Source organism: Streptomyces tendae (genome assembly GCF_008632955.1).
Taxonomy (GTDB): domain Bacteria; phylum Actinomycetota; class Actinomycetes; order Streptomycetales; family Streptomycetaceae; genus Streptomyces.
The window spans coordinates 1,978,837-1,996,995 of record NZ_CP043959.1; the positions used below are offsets into that span (position 1 = coordinate 1,978,837).

Sequence of the window (18,159 nt, forward strand, 5' to 3'; positions counted from 1 at the left end):
GTGGGGGCGGCCGGACGTGCCGGCCGCCCGGGGGCAGGGACGGCGGTCAGTACGACCGGCGGCGCATCCGGCGCCACCACATCAGCGCCACGCCGATCAGCAGCAGACCGCCCGCTCCCGCGCCCGCGGACGCGGCGACGAGGGTGGTGTCGCTCGTGCCGTCCGCCCCGGCGGGCCGCAGCGCGTCACCCAGCTGGTTGCGCACGTCGTTGCCGCTGTCCACACCCTTGGCGAGCGGGCCGCGCGACCCCTCCGTGGGGTTCGCCAGGTACGGGAAGGACGCGCCGAACCCCTTGTCGTTGGCGTCGACCGCGTCCCCCAGGTCGTTCTTCGCCCCGACCAGCTCCCCCTCGACGACCTGGAGCGCGGCGTCGACGACGTCGTCCGTCAGCCGGCGCCCGTTGGGGAAACCGGCGGTGTCGCCGTCCAGGACCCCCAGCCGCTTCGGCTCCGCGGCCGGCTCGATCGACGTGTTGAGGCGCAGCATCTCCGAAGGACGCACGTGCGGCGGCTGGTTGAGACCCTCGACGCCCTTGAGGAAGACGTCGACCAGATCCTCACGCGGTTCCTTGGGTGCCGGGATCTTGTAGATCGCCTCGATCAGCTTCGGCAGCTCCGGCTCGGTGACGTTCTTCAGGAACTGCGCGTCGTCCCACGGCGCGGACGCGTTGAACGTGTCCTTGTCCCCGATCGGGTTGACGACCTCGTTCACCAGCGGGTTGCCCAGCCGGGACACCTGCACGAAGTGACCCTCGGCGTTCTCCCGCTGGGTGGTGGACCAGATGCCGACCACGGGCTGGTCCGCCGACTCGGTGATCAGGTGCGTCGGCACCTGCAGCGCGACGGAGTTGACGTTGTAGCCCTTGAGGGTGTCGTTGCCGACCTCCGAGAGGTTCCCGCCGTACAGCAGGTCGAAGACCCGCAGGTCCAGGAAGAACGGGTCGTCGGCCTGCCCGGCGAACGTGGTCGTGCCGCCCGCCAGTTCACGCACCGCCTGCTCGCGCAGGGTGTCGTAGTCCGGCATGGACGCCTTGCCGACGTTCGACGGCGCCACCGGCACGTCGTGCGCGATCTTCGTACGGGACACGGCGTGCTGGTTCTTCAGCTTCAGCAGCTCGACGTCGTAGGTCTGGGTGATGTTGAGGTCCGGGTCGTCCAGGGCGGTGACCGGCCCGGTGTTGTACAGGAACGTCTTCTCGTTCTTCACATGGGTCTCGAAGGTGTAGCGGAACAGCAGCTCGCCCTGCGCGTCACCGTTGTTGTCGATGTGGATGTCGTACTGCGCGTCCTCCGCGAACGTGAAGAAGTTCGGCCCCCCGGCCGGCTCCTCGAACGGGATCCAGTTCGCGATGATCGTCGTCGTGTCCGGCTTGTCGGGACTGACGAACGCGTACAGGTCCGTGTTGTCGTACTGCGGGGTGCCCGAGATCAGCGGGGCCTCCCGGTGGGAGGAGGCGGAGGCCGCCTCGGGTTCCAGCGCGGACACGCCGGCGGCTGCGAGCCCCCCGGCGGCCAGCGCACCACAGATCAGGGTCGCGAGGCCCCTGCGCCCCGCAGCGGTCCTGGAATTAGGTGTCATGCCGTCCGTCCTCAGTGCCGACTTGCCTTGACGCACGGGGATTCGGAGCCTCGGGCGGGCCGGATTGGCCGGACCGTGAACTTGTTTCCGCACCCCCTCCCCGACGGCCGTCGCGCCCGTAGCATTTCTTCCCGCCGACCCGCGTTTTCGGCCCCGTGATCCGTACTTCCCCTCCGGAGGCGCGCTCGCTGCGCATGCCTTGTGCGACCGGACGGTCCGACGGGCCGGGAGAGGGGGAGGGGCGTTGGAGGCGGATCAGCTGCTGGTCCAGGTGGCCGGCGGTGACCAGAAGGCGTTCGAGGATCTCTACGGGCTGGTCTCCGGACCGGTGTACGGGCTGGTGCGGCGCGTGGTGCGCGACCCAGCCCAGTCCGAGGAGGTGGCCCAGGAGGTGCTGCTCGAACTCTGGCGCTCCGCCGGGCGGTTCGACCCCGGCCGGGGAAGCGCGCTGTCCTGGGTGCTCACCCTGGCCCACCGCCGCGCCGTCGACCGGGTGCGCAGCGTCCGCGCGGCCGGTGAGCGCGAACAGCGCGAGGCCCGGCGCGCCCACGGCCCCGCCTTCGACCAGGTCGCCGAGGAGGTCGAGGCCGGGCTCGAACGCGAGTGGGTACGCCGCTGCCTGGACCGGCTCACCGCACTGCAGCGCCAGTCGGTGACCCTCGCCTACTACGACGGCTACACCTACCGGGAGGTGGCCGAGCGGCTCAGGCTCCCGCTGGGCACCGTCAAGACCCGTATGCGGGACGGGCTCACCCGCCTGCGGAACTGCCTGGGAGGCGCGGCATGAGTCCGTTCGGCCGGCTGTTCCCCCGCGAGAACCTGCACTCGCTCGCCGCCCCCTACGCCCTCGACGCCCTGGAACCCGCCGAGCGGGTCCGCTTCGAGAAGCACCTGAGGTCCTGCGCCCGGTGCGCCGCCGAGGTGCGCGACCTCGCCGAGGACGCCGTCCGGCTGGCGTGGTCCACGGCCGCGCCCGCGCCGCCCGCCCTGCGGGACCGGGTTCTCGCCGCCGTGCGCACCACCGCCCAGGAACCCGCGCCGCAGGGGGAGTCCCGGACGCGCGAACCACAGCTGCCGCCCCACGTCTGGGGCGCGGCACCCCCGCCGCGCGTCCGGGAACGCCGCCCGCTGTTCGTGCCGTTCGCCACGGCCACCGCCGCCGCGGCACTCGTCGTCGCCGCGCTGTTCGCAGTGCAGGCGAACCGGACCCAGGACGAACTGAACACCGCACGCGGCCAGGCACGTGAGATCGCCCACGTTCTCGCGGCCCCCGACGCCCGCGCGAGCAGCGGCCGGGACGCACGCGGCCGCACGATCGGAGTGATCGCTTCCGCATCGGCTCGCGGAGCCGTCGTCACTCTGGGCGGATACGGCGACCCTCCGAACGGGCGTGTGCGACAGCTCTGGCTCATGGACCAGGACGGCCGCCCCCGCTCCCTGGGCCTCTTCGAGGGCGACACGCCCTTGGTCGCGGCCGGTCTCGACACCTCGGCGACGTCACTCGCGGTAACTGTCGAACCGGACGGCGGCTCTCCGCAACCCACCGGCCAGCCCATCATTCAACTCGCCCTGAAAACGGTCGGATTCGGAGAGTAATCGTCGAGTGTTCGTCAACACCCTTACGGGGAAGGTGAATCCTGTGACCTCGATACACGGGTGCCCGTATGGGGCGATAGGGTTACCCTGCCCGGGCCGGGTGGAGTCGTACGGGTGGGGAGTGACATGGAACAGATAACAGTGCGCAGCAGGGCCAGGGTCCCTGCGATCACCTGCGGCAGCAGCGCGAGCAGTTCGCGCCTCGACCGCCATCTCTCGGTCCTCGCGGGGCCGGCGGTCCCGCAGCGGGAAACGGCCGAGGCGACGTCGCTCATGCGTGAGCTGACCGCGCGTGACAGCGCGCACCACGGCACCAAGGGCGCGCGGGCCCGCACGAGCCGCGTCTCGCTCTTCGCCCCGCTGCGCCGACTGCGCCGCTCCCTGTTCGGCAGCCGGTAGCGTCCGCGCCGGACGGTCCACCCGTCCCGGCGCGGCGCGCCCGCCCGCTCGCCGTCCCCACGGCACACGGCCCCCATCCGCCGGTCCACACACTCCCGGCACCTCACCCTGCCGACGCCACCGATCCCACCCGGCCGCGACCGCAGGGCCCGCTTTCGGCGGCCCTTCCGCCCGCACACCCACCGCGGACCCGGGGCTGCCGTCACGGTCCCCACGCGCGCACCCGGCGTGACCAGGGATCACCCGTCGCCGCCTTGTGCCGCGCACCCGGCGCCCCTCCCGTCACCGCTTCCCGTGCGCGTACTGCCGTACCGCGAGCGGAACGAACACCGCGAGCAGCACCGCACACCAGGCCAGTGACCCCGCGACCGGGTGCGTCATCGGCCAGGCCGAGCCCTGAGGCACGGGCGCGTTCCCGAACAGATCCCGCAGCGCCGTCGCCACCGCGCTGATCGGATTCCACTCCGCGGCCGTGCGCAGCCCTTCCGGCAGCCCCGCCGTCGGGATGTAGGCGCTCGACAGCAGCGGCAGCAGGAAGGTCGCCCCGCCCAGCTGACCGGCCGCCTCCTCGTTCCGCGTCAGCAGGCCCAGGTAGATGCCGGCCCACACGCACGCGAACCGGAACAGCAGCAGCAGCCCCAGGGCGCCCGCCGCCGCCGGCGCGCCGCCCTCCACCCGCCAGCCCACCGCGAGTCCCACCAGCAGGAACGGCACCGTCCCGGCCGCCGTGACCAGGACGTCGGCGACCGCCTGGCCCGCCGGCACGGCCGCCCGGCTCATCGGCAGCGTCCGGAACCGGTCCGTCACCCCGCGGTGGACGTCCTGCGCCGACTGGAACATGCCGGTCATCACACCGCCCGCCGCCGTCGCCACCAGCAGTCCCGGCACCAGGAAGGACCGGTACTCGGCGCCCGGCACGGTGAGCGCGCTGCCGAAGACGTAGCCGAAGAACAGCAGCATGCTCACCGGCATCGTCTGGGTGAGGATCAGCAGCCCCGGGTTGTTCCGCATCCGCCGCAGCTGCCGGCCGAGCATCGCGGTGCCGTCGTACGCCAACGTGCTCATGCGGCACGCTCCTTGTCGTCATGGGGGAGGTCCGCCGGGCCGTCCGGCTCGGTCAGCCGCAGGAACACCTCGTCGAGCGTCGGCGGCCGGAGGCTCGCGTCGACCAGCGGAACACCGGCCGCGTCCAGCGTGCGCACCAGGTGCGGCAGGGTGAGTGTGGGGTCCCGGGTGACCGCGCCGACCGCGTGCCGTTCGCGGTCCAGCGAGGGCCGCGACCCGGTGAGCCGGTCCAGCACCCCGGCCGCCGCCTCCAGTGCGTGGCCGTCCGCCACCACCACCTCGGCGTGCGTCCCCACCAGCGCCTTCAGCTCGGCCGGTGAGCCGGTGTGCGCGACCCGGCCCCGGTCGACCAGCGCGATGTCGTCGGCCAGCTGGTCGGCCTCCTCCAGGTACTGGGTGGTGAGCAGCACCGTCGTGCCCTCGCCGGTCAGCTCCCGGACCACCTCCCGGACCAGGGTGCGGCCGGACGGGTCGAGCCCGGTCGTCGGCTCGTCCAGGAACAGCACCTCGGGCCGCCGGACCAGGCTCACCGCGAGGTCCAGCCGCCGCCGCATGCCCCCGACCAGGTGGAGGCGGGCGGTCCGCCGCCTCCGCCCCGAACCGGGCCAGCAGCTCGTCGGCGCGGGCGGCCGCTCCCCGCGCCCGGTGCAGCCGTGCGAACAGCCGCAGGTTCTCCCGGCCGGTGAGGTCCCCGTCGATCGAGGTGTCCTGCCCGGTGACGCCGATCCGGCGTCGTACGGCGGCGGCCTCGCGCACCAGGTCGTGGCCCGCGACCCTCGCGGACCCCGCGTCGGGGCGCAGCAGCGTGGTCAGCAGCCGGACCGCCGTCGTCTTGCCCGCGCCGTTGGGGCCGAGCAGGCCGCACACCGAGCCCTCGGCCACCGCCAGATCCAGCCCGCGCAGGGCACGTACGGCACCGAAGCGCTTCTCCAACCCCTCACTAAGTACAGCGTACGTAGTAGTCATGGGGCGACCGTATCGCACTACGTACGGTGTACGTAACTACGATGGTGAGCGAGGTGATGACCGATGGCGGGCCGAGCGGCCGAACCCGAAGTGATCTGGGCGCGCCCCGAGCGCAGCGGCCGTGGGCCCAGGCCGGCCTACAGCCGCGCCGACATCGCGGCTGCCGCTGTGCGGGTCGCCGACGCCGAGGGCCTGGACGCGGTCTCCATGCGCCGCGTCGCCGCCGAGCTGGGCTGCGGCACCATGTCGCTCTACAACTACGTCCCCCGCAAGGAGGACCTGCACGAGCTGATGGTCGACGCGGTCGCCGGCGAGCACGAACTGTGGGAGCCGAGCGGTGACTGGCGTGCCGACATGCTGCGGGTCGCCCACCAGAGCCGCGCGCTGATGCACCGCCACCCGTGGCTGCCGCGGCTGATGTCACCGGTCTACGGCTTCAGCCCCAACTCCCTGCGCTACCTGGAGCACTGCCTGGCCTGCCTGGACCCGATGCCCGGCCCGCAGGGCACCAAGCTGGAGCTGATCGCGATGCTGAACGGCGTCGTGACGACGTACGTCACCAACGAGCTGGCCACCGCCGAACGCACCCGCTCGCTGCCCTGGTCGCAGGAGCGGGAGGACGCGGTCCGCAGCGCCTATCTGATGTCCCGCGTCGCGAGCGGCGCGTACCCGAGGATGGCGGCGGCCTTCGCCGAGGACCCGGGCCCGATCGACCTGGAGGCGGTCTTCGAACGCGCCCTCACCCGGGTCCTGAACGGCTTCGACCCCCGCCACTGAACCCCGCGCGGGCCCGGTGTCAGTGCTTGCGCAGCCGTGCCGCCAGGGCGGCGAGGGTCTGTGCCGTCTCGGTGAGGCTCGCCACGGCGGTCTCCAGGTCCGAGGCGACGCGGGAAGCGGCGGCGGGGAGGCCGGCGGGGGACGGGGCGGCGACGGGGGTACCGCGGTAGCCGATGGGGCCCTCGTCGTGGCGCTGGTAGTAGCCGGTGAATCCCTGACCCGCGGGGCCCTCGATGAAGCGGACCTGGGCGAGCTGGATCTCGTGCGCGCCGCCGTTGCGGGTGATCTCCAGGCGGAGGTGACGGTGGGCCTTGGGGGCACCGCGCAGGGAGAACTCCCGGGCCTGGTACCGCCGGTCGAACGTCTCACCCGTGCGGGAGTCCAGCGGTGTCCAGGTGTGGCCGTCGTCGGAACCGTGGAGGGTCCAGTCCTGGGGGTCGCGGTCGGGGAAGTCGTTCGCCGACACGAGGACGTACGAGGTGACGGTGGCGGGGCGGGTCAGTGTGAAGTCGAGCAGCGCGGTGTCGTCGCCCGCCAACCACTTGCCGCGGGAGTCGTCGAGGAGGTTGCGGGCGGTCTCGCCCGCGGCGACGTGCTCGTCGCTCGCCTCGACCTCGGTCACCTCGGCCTCGTCCTCCAACGTGTGCAGGACGACCACACCGGAGTTGCCCCGCCGGTCCCGCCAGGTCATCCGCTCCGGCGCGGCCCCGCCGTCGTCCACCAGCAGTCGCAGTTCGTGGGAGCGGTGCCAGCCGCCGCCCCACCCCTCCTCGGTGTGGAAGCGGTGCAGGGACTCGGCCGGCACCTGGTCGACGCCCTCCGGGTAGGCCCAGCGGCCGACGACGCGTCCCCGGTACTCGTGAACCGAGCCGTCCGCGTCACGGCGGCAGCCGTGGAAGTCGGACATGTTCGACTGGAAGCTGATGGCGGTCTCGGCGCCGTCGGTGCCGCGCCAGCCGAGCTGTGCGGGCAGTGCGTGCTCGCCCCGGTCGACGTGGAACAGCAGCCGCGGCGCCGGCTGCCAGTGGGCGGACGAGGAGTGGGCGGGCCGGAGTTCCGTACGGTAGGCGAACACCGAGTCCCGGGCGGCCGCCGCCGTCCGGGCTCGCTCCGAACGGCCGCGCTCCCATACGGGGTCGAGCGTGACCCGGTAGAGCCAGAGCATGGTGCGCGCCTCGGCCGAGGAGCGTATCTCCAGGGTGTTGGTGCCCGGCTTCAGCAGATGTCCGGGAACGGCGAACATGTTGTCCTGCGGAAGGTCCCCGCCCCCGGGCACGGTCAGATGCACGGCCACCGGCTCACCCTGGAGGAACACGTCCATCGGGGCGTACCCCAGCGATCCGCCGGCCTTGGACACCAGCGCGGTGACGGTCAGGGTCACCTGCGGAACGTCCTCCGGGTCCGCCACCTCGAACTCCAGGGACACCGTCCCGCCCGCGCTCAGCGCCAGGTGCGACCCGGCGAACCGGGCCCCGCGCAGCCTGACGTCGGCGTTGGCCAGTCGGGCCGGGTCGGCGGAGAAGTCCGCGTAGGTCGCCTCGAATCCCATGGGTGCAGCAGCTCCTGATGTCCGGTCGGCGGGACGGCCGTCCGTGCGACGACCGTGATCGGGACCCTAGTGCGCCGAACTGACAACGCCGTCGGGGAGCGCCCGCGACCGTACGGGGTACCGGCGGTCACCCGGGCCCTCGCCCCGGTGCCGCGCGTCGCCGCCGTGCACAGGCGCTCGCTCAGATCAGCGTGAGCTGGCCCTCCGGGCCCTCCTCGCGGGCGTCCAGGACCGAGGCGGGGCGGCGGGCGGCGGCCGGTACGGGAAGGACGCCCGCCGTGCGCAGGTCGGCGGGGGTGACCGGGGCGGGGACCGACTGACCCGTCAACTCCTCCCGCAACGGCCGGAGTTCGGCGAGCAGGGCGAGGACCGTGACCAGCTCCAGCAGCTCCGACGTCCAGCCCTGCGGCCAGTCGGCCGGCCGGATCGCCGCCAGGGTGCCCGGCTCGGCCGGCAGGGTGCGGGCCGCGAACCACTCCTCCAGCACCCGCACACCCCCGGCCTCGAAGTCCCAGGCCTCCCGCGGCACGGGGGAGATCCTGCCCTCGCCCAGGAGCAGCGCCTCCTCGTCCCCGTCGTAGGCGAGGGCGGGCGGCCGGGCCGGCAGCGGAGCGCGCACGTACGGGCGGCGGCCGCCCGGCAGCCTGGGGCGCTCCCCGTCGCGGCGCATCAGCCACAGCAGTCGGCGGCCCAGCGACACCCCACGCCGCCAGGTGTCCGGGTCGGCGGTGAGCGGCACGGCGAGGCCGTCCGGGGCCGGGCGGGCCACGGCCGTGGCCCAGGCGAGGACGTCGACGGGGGAGACCTCCCGCCCCAGCCGCCCGGCGAGGTGCTCCGTGAGCCCCGGCGCCAGATTGGGCTCGGCGGCGCCCGGCCGGCGGTACAGCGGGCGGATCCGGCCGGTGCGCAGGACCGGGAGGAGGGACGTGGCGAGCAACGGCGGACCGCCGGGCGGGTCCGAGGCCCGGGGGGCGGCCGTCTCGACGGCGAACACCTGGTGCGCGTCCGCCACCCGCCACAACTCAGGGCGGGGCGCGTCGATCAGCCGCTGGTCCGGGATGAGCCACTGCTCGTCGAACGGGCCGTGCAGCACCCGCACCGGCTCCGGGCACGGTCCCGTGGCGCGGGCGAGCCGCTCCGTGCCGCCGTCCTGCCCGGGCAGCCGGCCGACCGCCGTGTGCGGGGTGCGGGAGCGGGTCGGCTGGAACAGGGCCTCCCGGTCCGGTCCCTCGGCCTTCACCAGGGCGTCCCAGCGGGCCTTCAGGGACGCCGCGTCGGGGGCCGCCGGCCACCCCCGGCCGAGCCGCGGCGGTGCGACGGACCACGGCATGAGGTCCGCCAGCAGCGGAGCGTCGTCGTGCGTCACGCTGGGCATCGTACGACCTGACGGCGGGGGCGGATCAGGTGGCGTCCAGGGTCACCGTGAAGGAGAAGCGGTCGCCCCGGTAGTGGATGACGGCGACATCCAGGGGCCGTCCGCCGGAGTCGTAGGTGACGCCGGTGTAGTGCAGGATCGGGCTGAGCAGCGGGACCCGCAGCAGCCGGGCCGTCTCCGGGTCCGCGAGCCGCGCCTCCACCGTGTCCGTGATGCGGCTGATGTCCGCGCCGACGGCGTCCCGCAGCACCTTCGTCATCGGCCACCGCACCAGATCCTCCGGATCGATGCGCGCGGCCAGTTCGGGGCGCACGTAGTTGCGGGCGTGGTTGGTCGGCTCGCCGGTCTTCTCGTCGCAGCGCAGCCGGTGGTAGGCGGCCGTCTCCGACAGGTCCGGGAAGTGCTCGGCGAACTCCGCCGGCACCGGCGCCGGGCCGTGCTCCAGCAACTCGGTCGTCATGCCGGACTGCTGGGCCACGATCGCGTCGACCGAGCCCAGCAGCCGCACCGGCGCGCCCCGCAGGGCGTCCGGCTCGATGAACGTGCCGCGCCGGCGGTGGCGCGTGATCAGCCCCTCGTCCTCCAGCTCCTTCAGCGCCTGCCGCATGGTCAGCACGCTCACCCCGTAGTGCCCGGCCAGCTGCTCCTCGGTGGGCAGGCGCAGCGGGTCGTGGGGCGAGCGGCCGAGGATCGAGGCGCGCAGCGACTGCGACACCTGATACCAGAGCGGCAACTTGCGGTTCAGGACGATCGAGTCCGGGGCGAAGGAGGTCACGCGCTATCCGTACCGGTCGGAGATCGGTCAGTGCAATGGCCGGAAGTGACGCTCGAGGCCCTGCCATACGGCGTCGTAGCCCTGTTGCAGGTGCTCCGCCCGCGCCGCCTGGGGGGTGAGGGACACCGGCCAGCGCGTCTCGAACATGAAGGCGAGACCGTCGTCGATCTTCTGCGGGCGCAGCTCCGCCGCGCTCGCCCGGTCGAACGTCTCCCGGTCCGGGCCGTGCGCCGACATCATGTTGTGCAGTGAGCCGCCGCCCGGCACGAATCCTTCCGCCTTCGCGTCGTACGCGCCCTCGATCAGGCCCATGTACTCGCTCATCACGTTCCGGTGGAAGTACGGCGGACGGAAGGTGTCCTCGCCGACCAGCCAGCGCGGGGCGAACACCACGAAGTCCACCCCGGCGAGTCCGGGGGTGTCGCTCGGGGACGTCAGGACGGTGAAGATCGACGGGTCCGGGTGGTCGTAGGAGATGGTGCCCATCACATTGAAACGGCGCAGGTCGTAGGCGTACGGCACATGGTTGCCGTGCCAGGCGACGACATCCAGCGGGGAGTGGTCGTACGTGGCCGTCCAGAGGTTGCCGCAGTACTTGTTCACCACCTCCACCGGGCGCTCGACGTCCTCGTACGCGGCCACCGGTGCCCGGAAGTCCCGGGCGTTGGCAAGCCCGTTGGCGCCGATGGGGCCGAGGTCGGGCAGCCGGAACGGTGCCCCATAGTTCTCGCACACATAACCGCGTGCGGCCTCGTCCAGCAGCTCCACACGGAACCGCACCCCACGAGGAATCAACGCGATGTGTCCGGGCTCCACATGCAGCAGCCCGAACTCCGTGCGCAGCAGCAGCCCGCCGCGCTCCGGGACGATCAGCAGCTCACCGTCGGCGTCGCTGAACACCCGCTCCATCGAGGCGTTGGCGTGGTACAGGTGCACCGCCATGCCGCTGCGCTGGGTGACGTCGCCGTTGCCGCCCAGCGTCCACAGGCCGGCCAGGAAGTCGGTACCCTCGGCCGGCTCCGGCAGCGGGTTCCAGCGCAGGCGGTTGGGGTCGGGCACCGTCTGGGTGAAGGGCGCCGTACGCAGGCCGCCGTTGCCGGTGCGGGTGAACGCCGGATGGGCGGCCGACGGACGGATCCGGTACAGCCAGGAGCGGCGGTTCTCCGCCCGCGGCTCGGTGAAGGCCGAACCGCTCAACTGCTCCGCGTACAGCCCGAGCGGCGCGCGCTGCGGAGAGTTGCGCCCCACGGGCAGGGCGCCCGGGACCGCCTCCGAGCTGTGCTCGTTGCCGAAGCCGGAGAGATGCTCCAGCCCTTCGGCGATCTTGCGCGCCTCCTCGCGATCCGCTGTGCTCACGCGGGCGGTGGCCCCGTCGCTCATGTCCGCTGCTCCCTTGCCGAGCCGATTCCTATGGAACACCGTAGGATTGCGGTTTCACCGGCGCAAGGGGGCCACGCGATCTCGGCCCCCGGGCCCGCCCTCCCTCCGGCCCGTCCCCTCCACGGAGTACACGGAACCCGACTTCAGGGGGATTCGCGCGTTCGGACCGCTGTTCTACGCTCCCGGGCATGACGTGGACGCGGAAGCCGATCATCCCCGCGCTCGCGGTCTGTGTCGCGCTGCTGGCCGGGACCGCGGGCTGCGACCTCGGGGCCGGCGAGGGGCCGGACGAGGTGTCGCCCTCACCCCTGGGCCGGCTCCTCGACGAGCGCGACAAGGACGGCCGCCCCTACCGTGAGGTGGACGAGGAGGGTGCGCCCCGGGTCACCGTGGAGGTCGCGCCCGACGCCGAGGGCGGCTGGGACGTCCGGCTGCGGGTGCGCAACTTCCGCTTCTCGCCCGAGGGGACCGGCCGGCGCGCGGAGGCCGGCCGGGGCCTGGCGCACCTGGAGGTGAACGGGCGCCGCGTCGCCCTGCTGCGTACCCCCGAGTACCACCTCGCCCCCGGCACCGTGTCGCGCGGCACCCACCACGTCACCGCCCGGCTGTACGCCGACGACGGCTCGGTGTGGGCCGTCGACGGCGAGCCGGTGGAGAGCACCGCCGACATCACGGTGTCGGGGCAGGAACCGACCGCGGAGCCGAGCGTGGAACCGATCGCGGCGGGGCCCGGTTCACCCGGCGGCCCCGGGCAGGCATGATGACATCCGTGTCCCACCCGACATCGCTCCGCCGGGCGCCCGTGCAGCGGCGCAGCGCCGAACGGCTGGCCAGGATCCTCGACGCCTGCGCCGGTCTCCTCGACGAGGTCGGATACGACGACCTGAGCACCCGCGCGGTCGCCGAGCGCGCCGGGGTGCCCATCGGCTCCGTCTACCGCTTCTTCGGCAACAAGCGCCAGATGGCCGACGCGCTCGCCCAGCGCAACCTGGAGCGCTTCACCGAGAGCGTCACCGAGCGGCTCTCCGCCACCGGTGACCGCGGCTGGGGGCACGCCACGGACGTCGTGCTCGACACGTACCTGGACATGAAGCGCACCGCCCCCGGCTTCTCCCTCGTCGACTTCGGCAACCAGATCCCGGTCGGCGCGCGCCGGGCCGAACCCAACCACCGGGTCGCCGGCCGGCTCGCCGGGCTGCTCTCCGGCTACCTGGGCCGCGCCGCCGACGACGAGGATCTGCGCCGCACCTTCCTGGTCGCCGTCGAGACCGCCGACGCCCTGGTCGACCTGGCCTTCCGGGTGGCGCCCGAAGGGGACGAGAAGGTCATCGGCGAGCTGCGCGCGATGCTCCGGGCGTATCTGGCCCGGGTGCTCGACTGACGCGGTTCCCGCCTCGTTCCCCGCACGCCCTCCCCTCCATGCGTACCGGTCGGTATGCTCGGCTCGTCCGTGCGTCACCGACGCCGCCGTACCGGGAGGACCCGTGTCCCGCACCGCTCTGCGTATCTGCCCCCTGTGCGAGGCCACCTGCGGCCTGGTCCTCACCGTCGACGACGGCAAGGTCACCGGCGCCCGCGGGGACCGCGACGACGTCTTCAGCAAGGGGTTCATCTGCCCCAAGGGCGCCGCCTTCGGCGAGGTGGACTCCGACCCCGACCGGCTGCGCACCCCGCTCGTCCGCGTCGACGGCGAACTGCGCGAGGCCACCTGGGAGGAGGCGTTCGACGCCGTCGCCGCCGGACTGCGGCCGGTGGTCGAGCGGTACGGACCGCATGCCGTCGGCGTCGTCCTCGGCAACCCCAACGTCCACACCATGGCCGGCGCCCTCTATCCGCCCCTGCTGATCGGCGGCCTCGGCACCCACAGCCTGTTCACCGCCTCCACTGTCGACCAGATGCCCAAGCACGTCTCCGGCGGACTGCTCTTCGGCGACGCGAACCTCATCCCCGTCCCCGACCTGGACCGCACCGACCACCTGCTGCTGATCGGCGCCAACCCGCTGGAGTCCAACGGCAGTCTGTGCACCGCCCCCGACTTCCCCGGACGGCTCAAGGCCCTCCGGGCACGCGGCGGCACCCTCACCGTCGTCGACCCGCGCCGCACCCGCACCGCCAGCCTCGCCGACCGGCACCTCTCGGTCCGCCCCGGCACCGACGCGCTGCTCCTCGCCGCGATCGCCCACACCCTGTTCGACGAGGACCTCGTCGACCTCGGCGCCGCGGCGCCGCACCTCGACGGCGTCGACATACTGCCCTCCGCACTCGCGGACTTCACTCCCGAAGCGGTCGCCGGCGCCTGTGACGTCGACGCCGCCACCATCCGCGTCCTCGCCCGGGAGCTCGCCGCCGCCCCCACCGCCGCCGTCTACGCCCGCATCGGCAGCTGCACCGTCCCGCACGGCACCCTCGCCAGCTGGCTCGTCGACGTCCTCAACGTCCTCACCGGCAACCTGGACCGGCCGGGCGGGGCGCTCTTCCCGCAGGCCGCCACCGACAGGACTCCGCGCCCGGCCGGACCCGGCCGCGGGTTCGCCCTCGGCCGCTGGCACTCCCGAGTGAGCCGCCACCCCGAGGCCAAGGGCGAACTGCCGCTGTCCGCCCTCGCCGAGGAGATCGACACCCCGACCGACGAGGGCGCGCCGGTCCGCGCCGTCGTCGCCGTCGGCGCCAACCCGGTGCTCTCCGCCCCCGACGGCGACCGGCTCGACAAGGCGCTCGCCTCCCTCGACTTCATGGTGAGCGTCGACCCGTACCTCAACGAGACCTCCCGCCACGCGCACGTCGTGCTGCCGCCGCCCCCGCCGGCCCAGAGCCCGCACCACGACTTCGCGTTCAACACCCTCGCCGTGCGCAACCAGGTCCGCTACACCCGCCCCGCCGTCCCCCTCGAACCCGGCCGCATGGCCGAGACCGAGATCCTCGCGCGGCTCGTCCTCGCCGCGACCGGCATGCACGGCGCCGACCCCGTGGCCGTGGACGACCTGGTGATCCGGCAGACCCTCGGCAAGGCCGTCGGCGAGCCGCACTCCCCGGTGCACGGCCGCGACCCGAAGGAACTCGCCGGCCTGCTCACCGGCGTCAACGGCCCCGAACGGCGCCTCGACATGATGCTCCGCCTCGGCCCCTACGGCGACGGCTTCGGCGCCGACCCGGACGGGCTCACCCTGGAGAAGCTGCTCGCGCACCCGCACGGCATCGACCTCGGACCGCTGCGTCCCCGGCTGCCCCAGCCGCTGAAGACCCGCAGCGGCAAGGTGGAACTGCTGCCCGCCCCGATCGCCGCCGACCTTCCCCGGCTGCGGGCCGCCCTGCGCGAACGCCCCGCCGGCCTCGTCCTCGTCGGCCGCCGTCATCTGCGATCCAACAACAGCTGGCTGCACAACGTGCCCGCCCTCACCGGGGGTTCCAACCGCTGCACCCTGCACCTCCATCCCGACGACGCCGAGCGCCTCGGCGTACGGGACGGACAGCCGGTGCGGATCAAGGGCGCCGGGGGAGAGGTGACCGCCCCCGCCGAGGTCACCGACGCAGTGCGCCGGGGCGTGGTGAGCCTGCCGCACGGCTGGGGCCACGACCGGCCGGGCACCCGTACCCGCCACGCCTCCGTGAGCCCCGGCGTCAACGTCAACCAGCTGCTCGACGGCAGCCTCCTGGACCCGCTGTCGGGCAACGCCGTCCTCAACGGCGTGCCCGTCGAGGTGGCCCCGGAGACCGCGGACGCGCCCGCAGCGCTCACCGCGCTGACCTGAGCAAAGGCGTGACCTGGGGTTTTGCGCTTATTGCTCGCGGCCCCACATCTTGTTGACGCCGCTTCGCGGTACCTAACGTCGTCACACCGCCGGCCCTGGTGGGAGTTCAAGGGCGAACGTTAGGTGTCCATTCATGCTGACCATCCTCGGCTTCGCCATGATCGCGACCTTCCTGGTCCTGATCATGACGAAGAAGATGTCGCCGATCGCGGCGCTCGTGCTGATCCCCGCACTGTTCTGTGTGGCCGTCGGCAAGGGCGCCCACCTCGGTGACTACGTCATCGACGGGGTCTCGACCCTCGCCCCGACCGCGGCGATGCTGATGTTCGCGATCGTCTACTTCGGCGTGATGATCGACGTCGGGCTCTTCGACCCGGTGGTCCGCGCGATCCTCCGCTTCTGCAAGGCGGACCCGATGCGGATCGTGGTGGGCACGGCCGTGCTCGCCGCGATCGTGTCGCTGGACGGCGACGGCTCCACCACCTTCATGATCACCGTTTCGGCGATGTATCCCCTGTACAAGCGGCTGGGAATGAGCCTGGTCGTGATGACCGGCGTCGCCGCCATGGCCAACGGCGTGATGAACACCGTCCCCTGGGGCGGTCCGACGGCCCGCGCGGCCACCGCGCTGAAGCTCGACGCCGCCGACATCTTCGTCCCCATGATCCCCGCCCTGCTGACCGGACTGCTCGGCGTCCTCGGCCTCGCGTACGTGCTGGGACTGCGGGAGCGGCGGCGTCTGGGCAGGCTGCTGCCCGACGAGGTGCTCGTCGACGCCAAGGAGACCGTCCTGGTGGGCGCGGGCGGCGGCGACGAGGCCGGCCGTCCGGCGCGGCCGGGCGGCCTCGCGGGCGGCGGCACGGACGCGGGTGCCGCGGACCACGCCGGGGACGGCGCCGAGGACGACGGCCTCAAGGGGGCCGACGACGACCTCAAGGGGCTCGACCCGCACCGCCCCACCCTGCGGCCGCGCCTGTACTGGTTCAACGCGCTGCTCACGGGCGTCCTCGTCACCGCCATGATCATGGAGTGGCTGCCCATCCCCGTGCTGTTCCTGCTCGGCGCCGCGCTCGCGCTCTCCGTCAACTACCCCCGCCTGCCCGACCAGAAGGCCCGCATCGCCGCCCACGCCGACAACGTCCTCAACGTCTCCGGCATGGTCTTCGCCGCTGCCGTGTTCACCGGCGTCCTCCAGGGCACCGGGATGGTCGACCACATGGCCGGGTGGCTGGTGGACACCGTCCCCGACGGGCTGGGCCCGCACATGGCCCTGGTCACCGGGGTGCTGAGCCTGCCGCTCACCTACTTCATGTCCAACGACGGCTTCTACTTCGGCGTCCTGCCCGTGCTCGCCGAGGCCGGGGCGGCACACGGCGTCACCCCGCTGGAGATGGCCCGCGCCTCCCTCGTCGGACAGCCGCTGCACATGTCCAGCCCGCTCGTCCCGGCGGTCTACGTCCTCGTCGGCATGGCCAAGGTGGAGTTCGGCGACCACACCCGGTTCGTCGTCAAGTGGGCAGCTCTCACCTGCCTGTTGATCCTCGCGGCCGGCATCCTCTTCGGCACGATCTGACCGCGTGACCTCGGGCTTCCCCCTGTCCAGGAAGGACTCCGTCATGACGCCCGGTGGGAACCGCGGCTGGCTGCTCCGGCTCGTCGTCGCCTTCGGCTTCGCCCAAGGGGCGGTGTCCATGGCCCGGCCCGCCGTCTCCTACCGGGCACTGGCCCTCGGCGCGGACGAGCGGGCGGTCGGCGTGATCGCCGGCGTCTACGCGCTCCTGCCGCTGTTCGCCGCCGTGCCGCTCGGCCGGCGCACCGACCACGGGCGCTGCGCCCCGCTGCTGCCGATCGGCGTGGTCCTGATCTCCGCCGGGTGCGCGCTGAGCGGCGTCGCCGGGTCGCTGTGGGCGATGGCCCTGTGGAGCGGAATGATGGGCCTCGGGCACCTGTGCTTCGTGATCGGCGCGCAGTCGCTCGTCGCCCGCCGGTCCGCACCGCACGAACAGGACCGCAACTTCGGGCACTTCACCATCGGCGCGTCGCTGGGCCAGCTGGCCGGACCGGTCGCCGCGGGGGCGCTGATCGGCACGGACATGGCCCGCACCAGCGCCCTCGCCCTGCTCGCGGCGGGAGCGGGCGGCGCCGTCGCGCTCACCTCGCTGTGGCGCATCGAGGAACCGGGCGCGATGCGGCCCCGTACGGCACCGGGCGAGCGAGTGCCGGTGCGCGGCATCCTGCGGGCCCGAGGCGTCCCCGCGGGCATGCTGATCAGCCTGGCGGTGCTCTCGGCGACCGACATCCTCACCGCCTACCTCCCGGTGGTCGGCGAGCACCGGGGGATCGACCCGGCCGTCGTCGGCCTGCTGCTCAGCCTGCGCGCGGCGGCCACCATCGCCTGCCGCCTGGTTCTCACCCCGCTGCTCCGGCTGCTCGGCCGTACGACGCTGCTCACGGTCACCTGCCTGCTCGCGGCGCTGCTGTGCGCGGCCGTCGCACTGCCGGTGCCGGTGGGCGTGCTGGCGCCGGTCCTCGCCGCCCTCGGCTTCTGCCTGGGAGTCGGCCAGCCGCTGTCCATGACGACGGTCGTCCAGGCCGCGCCCGCCGCCGCCCGGTCCACCGCGCTCGCCCTGCGCCTGACCGGCAACCGGCTGGGCCAGGTCGCCGCCCCCGCGGCGGCGGGCCTGGTCGCCGGGGTCGCGGGCGTGGCCGCGCCGTTCGTGATGCTGGGCGCACTGCTGCTGGCGTCCGCGGCGGTCGCCGCCCGCACCCCACCCGCCCCCGCACCGGACGCACCCCCGACGGGCCGACGCGACACCACCGAAAGGGGACGGTGCACGGCCCGCCGGTCCCCGTGAGCGCGATGCCGTGACCTCGCCCGACGGCCACGATCCGACCCGGCGGACCGGGACGGCCGGCACCCGGACCCGCCCCGCCGGCACGGAGCCCGCC

The 18,159-nt window shown here is 73.4% G+C and carries 15 protein-coding genes and 1 pseudogene; 9 read left to right on the top strand and 7 right to left on the bottom strand.

Going from position 1 to position 18,159, the window contains the following annotated elements; genetic code table 11:
* Positions 1–46: 46 nt before the first annotated feature.
* Positions 47–1,579 (bottom strand): DUF4331 domain-containing protein, encoded by a 1,533-nt coding sequence (locus tag F3L20_RS09215; protein WP_150153717.1) that lies wholly within the window; start codon positions 1,577–1,579, stop codon positions 47–49.
* Between the two features lie 244 nt (positions 1,580–1,823).
* On the opposite strand from F3L20_RS09215, the gene F3L20_RS09220 reads away from it, so the two are divergent.
* The 3 genes from F3L20_RS09220 to F3L20_RS09230 all read left to right on the top strand — a co-directional run bounded on the left by F3L20_RS09220 (position 1,824) and on the right by F3L20_RS09230 (position 3,574).
* A complete protein-coding gene (locus F3L20_RS09220; RefSeq protein WP_150153719.1) occupies positions 1,824–2,366 on the top strand; it encodes a sigma-70 family RNA polymerase sigma factor in 543 nt (180 codons plus the stop codon).
* Positions 2,363–3,175 carry an anti-sigma factor gene (locus F3L20_RS09225; protein WP_150153721.1) on the top strand — a complete coding sequence of 271 codons (813 nt, stop codon included), beginning with the start codon at positions 2,363–2,365 and terminating at the stop codon, positions 3,173–3,175. The genes F3L20_RS09220 and F3L20_RS09225 overlap by 4 nt, the downstream gene beginning before the upstream one ends.
* A 126-nt stretch (positions 3,176–3,301) precedes the next feature.
* Positions 3,302–3,574 (top strand): hypothetical protein, encoded by a 273-nt coding sequence (locus F3L20_RS09230; RefSeq protein ID WP_150153723.1) that lies wholly within the window; start codon positions 3,302–3,304, stop codon positions 3,572–3,574.
* Positions 3,575–3,856: 282 nt separating this feature from the next.
* Here the strand turns inward: F3L20_RS09230 and F3L20_RS09235 are convergent, their stop codons facing one another.
* Both F3L20_RS09235 and F3L20_RS09240 read right to left on the bottom strand, forming a co-directional pair.
* Positions 3,857–4,639, bottom strand: coding sequence for an ABC transporter permease (locus F3L20_RS09235; RefSeq protein ID WP_150153725.1), 783 nt, complete (start codon positions 4,637–4,639; stop codon positions 3,857–3,859).
* Positions 4,636–5,605: pseudogene (locus tag F3L20_RS09240) on the bottom strand (ATP-binding cassette domain-containing protein). Before F3L20_RS09240 ends, F3L20_RS09235 begins: the two are co-directional and overlap by 4 nt.
* 63 nt (positions 5,606–5,668) lie before the next feature.
* Between F3L20_RS09240 and F3L20_RS09245 the strand changes: the two are divergent.
* A complete protein-coding gene (locus F3L20_RS09245) occupies positions 5,669–6,382 on the top strand; it encodes a TetR/AcrR family transcriptional regulator (RefSeq protein ID WP_150153727.1) in 714 nt (237 codons plus the stop codon).
* 19 nt (positions 6,383–6,401) lie between these two features.
* On the opposite strand, the gene F3L20_RS09250 is transcribed toward F3L20_RS09245, so the two are convergent.
* The 4 genes from F3L20_RS09250 to hmgA form a co-directional block, all read right to left on the bottom strand.
* A complete protein-coding gene (locus tag F3L20_RS09250; protein WP_150153729.1) occupies positions 6,402–7,931 on the bottom strand; it encodes a discoidin domain-containing protein in 1,530 nt (509 codons plus the stop codon).
* A gap of 181 nt (positions 7,932–8,112) precedes the next feature.
* Positions 8,113–9,306: a type ISP restriction/modification enzyme gene (locus F3L20_RS09255; RefSeq protein ID WP_150153731.1), complete on the bottom strand. Its 1,194-nt coding sequence runs from the start codon at positions 9,304–9,306 to the stop codon at positions 8,113–8,115.
* A 25-nt stretch (positions 9,307–9,331) separates the two neighbouring features.
* Positions 9,332–10,081: a GntR family transcriptional regulator gene (locus tag F3L20_RS09260; RefSeq protein WP_150153733.1), complete on the bottom strand. Its 750-nt coding sequence runs from the start codon at positions 10,079–10,081 to the stop codon at positions 9,332–9,334.
* A 27-nt stretch (positions 10,082–10,108) separates the two neighbouring features.
* Positions 10,109–11,461, bottom strand: a complete 1,353-nt coding sequence (hmgA, locus tag F3L20_RS09265) for a homogentisate 1,2-dioxygenase (RefSeq protein WP_150153735.1) — start codon at positions 11,459–11,461, stop codon at positions 10,109–10,111.
* A gap of 188 nt (positions 11,462–11,649) precedes the next feature.
* On the opposite strand from hmgA, the gene F3L20_RS09270 reads away from it, so the two are divergent.
* The 5 genes from F3L20_RS09270 (at position 11,650) to F3L20_RS09290 (ending at position 18,065) form a co-directional block, all read left to right on the top strand.
* Positions 11,650–12,222, top strand: a complete 573-nt coding sequence (locus F3L20_RS09270; protein ID WP_150153737.1) for a hypothetical protein — start codon at positions 11,650–11,652, stop codon at positions 12,220–12,222.
* Complete coding sequence (locus F3L20_RS09275; RefSeq protein WP_150157273.1) at positions 12,222–12,842, top strand: TetR/AcrR family transcriptional regulator; 621 nt, start codon at positions 12,222–12,224, stop codon at positions 12,840–12,842. Before F3L20_RS09270 ends, F3L20_RS09275 begins: the two co-directional genes overlap by 1 nt.
* 103 nt (positions 12,843–12,945) lie before the next feature.
* Complete coding sequence (locus tag F3L20_RS09280) at positions 12,946–15,210, top strand: molybdopterin oxidoreductase family protein (protein ID WP_150153739.1); 2,265 nt, start codon at positions 12,946–12,948, stop codon at positions 15,208–15,210.
* Positions 15,211–15,343: 133 nt separating this feature from the next.
* Complete coding sequence (locus tag F3L20_RS09285) at positions 15,344–16,783, top strand: CitMHS family transporter (protein ID WP_150153741.1); 1,440 nt, start codon at positions 15,344–15,346, stop codon at positions 16,781–16,783.
* A 43-nt stretch (positions 16,784–16,826) separates the two neighbouring features.
* Positions 16,827–18,065, top strand: coding sequence for an MFS transporter (locus F3L20_RS09290; protein WP_240810868.1), 1,239 nt, complete (start codon positions 16,827–16,829; stop codon positions 18,063–18,065).
* Positions 18,066–18,159 lie beyond the last annotated feature (94 nt).

What these genes read in the sequence shown, in the direction of transcription:
- F3L20_RS09215 (WP_150153717.1), bottom strand. Translation starts at nt 1,579, where the DNA reads ATGACACCTAATTCCAGGACCGCTGCGGGGCGCAGGGGCCTCGCGACC.
- F3L20_RS09225 (WP_150153721.1), top strand. Translation starts at nt 2,363, where the DNA reads ATGAGTCCGTTCGGCCGGCTGTTCCCCCGCGAGAACCTGCACTCGCTC.
- F3L20_RS09230 (WP_150153723.1), top strand. Translation starts at nt 3,302, where the DNA reads ATGGAACAGATAACAGTGCGCAGCAGGGCCAGGGTCCCTGCGATCACC.
- F3L20_RS09235 (WP_150153725.1), bottom strand. Translation starts at nt 4,639, where the DNA reads ATGAGCACGTTGGCGTACGACGGCACCGCGATGCTCGGCCGGCAGCTG.
- F3L20_RS09245 (WP_150153727.1), top strand. Translation starts at nt 5,669, where the DNA reads ATGGCGGGCCGAGCGGCCGAACCCGAAGTGATCTGGGCGCGCCCCGAG.
- F3L20_RS09250 (WP_150153729.1), bottom strand. Translation starts at nt 7,931, where the DNA reads ATGGGATTCGAGGCGACCTACGCGGACTTCTCCGCCGACCCGGCCCGA.
- F3L20_RS09255 (WP_150153731.1), bottom strand. Translation starts at nt 9,306, where the DNA reads ATGCCCAGCGTGACGCACGACGACGCTCCGCTGCTGGCGGACCTCATG.
- hmgA (WP_150153735.1), bottom strand. Translation starts at nt 11,461, where the DNA reads ATGAGCGACGGGGCCACCGCCCGCGTGAGCACAGCGGATCGCGAGGAG.
- F3L20_RS09270 (WP_150153737.1), top strand. Translation starts at nt 11,650, where the DNA reads ATGACGTGGACGCGGAAGCCGATCATCCCCGCGCTCGCGGTCTGTGTC.
- F3L20_RS09275 (WP_150157273.1), top strand. Translation starts at nt 12,222, where the DNA reads ATGACATCCGTGTCCCACCCGACATCGCTCCGCCGGGCGCCCGTGCAG.
- F3L20_RS09285 (WP_150153741.1), top strand. Translation starts at nt 15,344, where the DNA reads ATGCTGACCATCCTCGGCTTCGCCATGATCGCGACCTTCCTGGTCCTG.
- F3L20_RS09290 (WP_240810868.1), top strand. Translation starts at nt 16,827, where the DNA reads ATGACGCCCGGTGGGAACCGCGGCTGGCTGCTCCGGCTCGTCGTCGCC.